3 protein-coding genes and 1 tRNA gene are annotated in these 2,930 nt (G+C 66.7%); 2 read left to right on the top strand and 2 right to left on the bottom strand.

What is annotated here, in order from left to right; translation table 11 throughout:
- Positions 1-18 precede the first annotated feature (18 nt).
- Complete coding sequence (locus ACNPM4_RS05400) at positions 19-1,122, bottom strand: ABC transporter ATP-binding protein (RefSeq protein ID WP_029262761.1); 1,104 nt, start codon at positions 1,120-1,122, stop codon at positions 19-21.
- Positions 1,123-1,353: 231 nt separating this feature from the next.
- On the opposite strand from ACNPM4_RS05400, the gene ACNPM4_RS05395 reads away from it, so the two are divergent.
- A complete protein-coding gene (locus ACNPM4_RS05395) occupies positions 1,354-2,286 on the top strand; it encodes a DsbA family protein (RefSeq protein ID WP_105711334.1) in 933 nt (310 codons plus the stop codon).
- Between the two features lie 41 nt (positions 2,287-2,327).
- Positions 2,328-2,400, top strand: a tRNA-Thr gene (locus ACNPM4_RS05390).
- 34 nt (positions 2,401-2,434) lie between these two features.
- On the opposite strand, the gene ACNPM4_RS05385 is transcribed toward ACNPM4_RS05390, so the two are convergent.
- Positions 2,435-2,758 (bottom strand): DUF7882 family protein, encoded by a 324-nt coding sequence (locus ACNPM4_RS05385; protein WP_029262759.1) that lies wholly within the window; start codon positions 2,756-2,758, stop codon positions 2,435-2,437.
- Positions 2,759-2,930 lie beyond the last annotated feature (172 nt).

Genomic DNA, 2,930 nt, shown 5'->3' with positions numbered 1-2,930 from the left:
CCGCGTCTGTGGATCCGATCAGGCGGAGACGACCGGCTTGTCGTTCAGGCGCTCGCCGGACTCGATGTCGAACGCGTGCACGTGGCCCGGGTTCGCAGCGAGCGTGACCGTCTCGCCGGCGTTCGGGTGGCTGCGACCGTCGACGCGGGCGACGATGTCGCTGCGCTTGCCGTTGATCTCGGTGTGGCCGTAGAGGTAGCCGTCGGCGCCGAGCTCCTCGACGAGGTCGACGACGACGGGAAGGCCCTTGCCGTCGGCCGGTCCGACCGTGATGTCCTCAGGGCGCACGCCGACCGTGACCTGGCTGCCGTTCGCGCGGCCGACGGTGTCGCGGTCGAGCGGGACGACCTCGGACCCGAAGCGGATGCCGCCGTCGGCGAGGTCGGCCGCGAAGAGGTTCATCGCGGGCGAGCCGATGAATCCGGCGACGAAGACGTTGTTCGGCTTCTCGTACAGGTCGCGCGGGGAGCCGACCTGCTGGAGCAGACCGTCCTTGAGGACCGCGATGCGGTCGCCCATGGTCAGAGCCTCGGTCTGGTCGTGCGTGACGTAGACCGTGGTGACGCCGAGGCGACGCTGCAGCGAAGCGATCTGCGTACGGGTCTGCACGCGGAGCTTGGCGTCGAGGTTCGACAGCGGCTCATCCATGAGGAACACCTGAGGCTGACGCACGATGGCGCGACCCATGGCGACGCGCTGACGCTGACCACCCGAGAGGGCCTTCGGCTTGCGAGTCAGGTAGGGCTCGAGGTCGAGGAGCTTGGCGGCTTCGAGAACTCGGGATGCGCGCTCTTCCTTGCCGACGCCGGCGATCTTGAGCGCGAAGCCCATGTTCTCGGCGACGGTCATGTGCGGGTACAGTGCGTAGTTCTGGAAGACCATCGCGATGTCGCGGTCCTTCGGCGGGACATCGGTCACGTCGCGGTCGCCGATGAGGATGCGGCCGGCGTTGACCTCTTCGAGGCCGGCCAGCATGCGGAGGGACGTGGACTTACCGCAACCGGAGGGACCGACGAGGACGAGGAACTCGCCGTCACCGACCTCGAGGTTCAGCTTGTCGACGGCCGGACGGGTTCCGCCGGGGTACAGGCGGGTGGCCTCGTCGAAAGTCACAGATGCCATTGTCTTTTCTCCTTCACCGGCAGGTACGTGCCGGACGATCCGTAGTGATGAAGCGGCGGGTGACCCCGCCGTGACCCCTCATTGGGTCGGGATCAGTATGACATGAACGGCGGTACCTGGGTATTTCTCAGCCTCACTGACTACCATCGAACTCGGCCGCGCGCAGCGGCGATCGTCGCTCGGCGGCGATCGGGGCCAACCCGGACCCCCGTTGAGACTCACAGAGGAACGATGTCGAGCGACGAAACGCCGAACGTCCCGACGCCTCGCAATTCCCGCGAGGCCGTACGGGAGAAGGCTCAGAGAGTGCACGCCCAGCAGTCCAGGGCGCGTCTCATGCGACGGATCATCATCGGCGCGGTGGCGCTCGTCGCGGTGGGTGCGATCGGCACCGCGGTGACCCTCGCGGTGTCCTCCCAGGTCACCAAGCCGCGGCTCACGCCGACCGGCATGGAATCGGATGGCGTGGTCGTCACCGACCTCGAGTCGTTCGCGGGAACCGGCGCGGTGCCGGAGACCCCGTCTCCTGAGGCGACCGACGCCGGCGAATCGGCCAGCCCGACGCCGGAGCCGACGGCGTCCGGAAAGGTCGACATCCACGTGTACGTCGACTACCTGTCGCCCGACGCCGGGGAGTTCGAGCGTGCAAACGCCCGACAGCTCGCCGGTTGGATCGGCGAGGACGCGGTCACGGTCAGCTATCACCCGGTCGCCCTGCTCACCGCCAGTTCCAACGGAACCAAGTACTCGCTCCGCTCGGCTGCCGCTGCGGCCTGCGTCGCCACGCACTCGCCTGCCCAATTCTACGCGTTCAACCATGACCTGCTCGACGACCAGCCCGAGGTCGGCAGCGACGGCCTCTCCGACGAGGACCTCGCGAACCTCGCCGGTGCTGTCGGAGTCGACAACGCCAAGGCCGTGCGGTCGTGCATCGAGGACGGCGACTTCGTCGGCTGGGCGAAGGAGGCGACGACCAGGGCCCTGGACGGACCGCTCGCCGGCTCCGACGACCTGGTGCTGACGGCAGCGCCGATGATCGTCGCGAACGGCGAGGCCTACGTCGGGGCGCTGGACGACCCGGCCGAGTTCTCGCAGTTCGTGCTCAGCGTCGCGAGCGATGCCTCGCGTGCGACGTCGACGCCTTCGCCCACCACGACCCCGTAGGTCGAAGCCGGGTCGATGCCATCGCTAAGCTGGTGGCATCCGCCGACTTGGCGCAATTGGTAGCGCACCGTACTTGTAATACGGGGGTTACGGGTTCGAGTCCCGTAGTCGGCTCTTCAATCCCTCACGAGAGTGGGGATCCGCGGATTCAGTTCTCAGCGGCGATCTCGGGTGCGTCCCTCACCTCGTCGATGAGGCTGATGCCTCCCGTGGAGCTCGCGGACTGCATCAGGTCCTGGATCCATTTCGGATTCAGCTGCGGCGCCTCCGGCTCGTCGAAGGTGAAGCGGAGCGGTATCGACGGGTGCAGCCAGATCGTCGACCGTCCCATGGGCTGCCCTTCAGGGTGCCGCCACGAAAGAGTGAAACTCTCGTTGCGTCGGAGCTTCGTCGCGATGACGACCTTCAGATGCGCGAGTGCGCGGTCCTCGATGTAAATCTCGTCACCGCTGCCGTACTGGATCGTGCCCATGCCAGAACGATAGTCGCCCCATGCGGATGGGCCGAATCCCTGTGCCCGCGCCGATGTCGAGGGTGCGAACCTGAAAACGCATTCCGATGTATCGCCTCAGTCGATGATATGTTACACATCAGGCAGGTTTCCTGGCGGGCCTCTAGATCGTGCCAGGTAGAAGACGCGCACG

The sequence above is a fragment of the Microbacterium umsixpiens genome (assembly GCF_053543675.1).
Note: the sequence above shows the minus strand (reverse complement) of the source record. Positions and strands in the feature narration are given on the sequence as shown.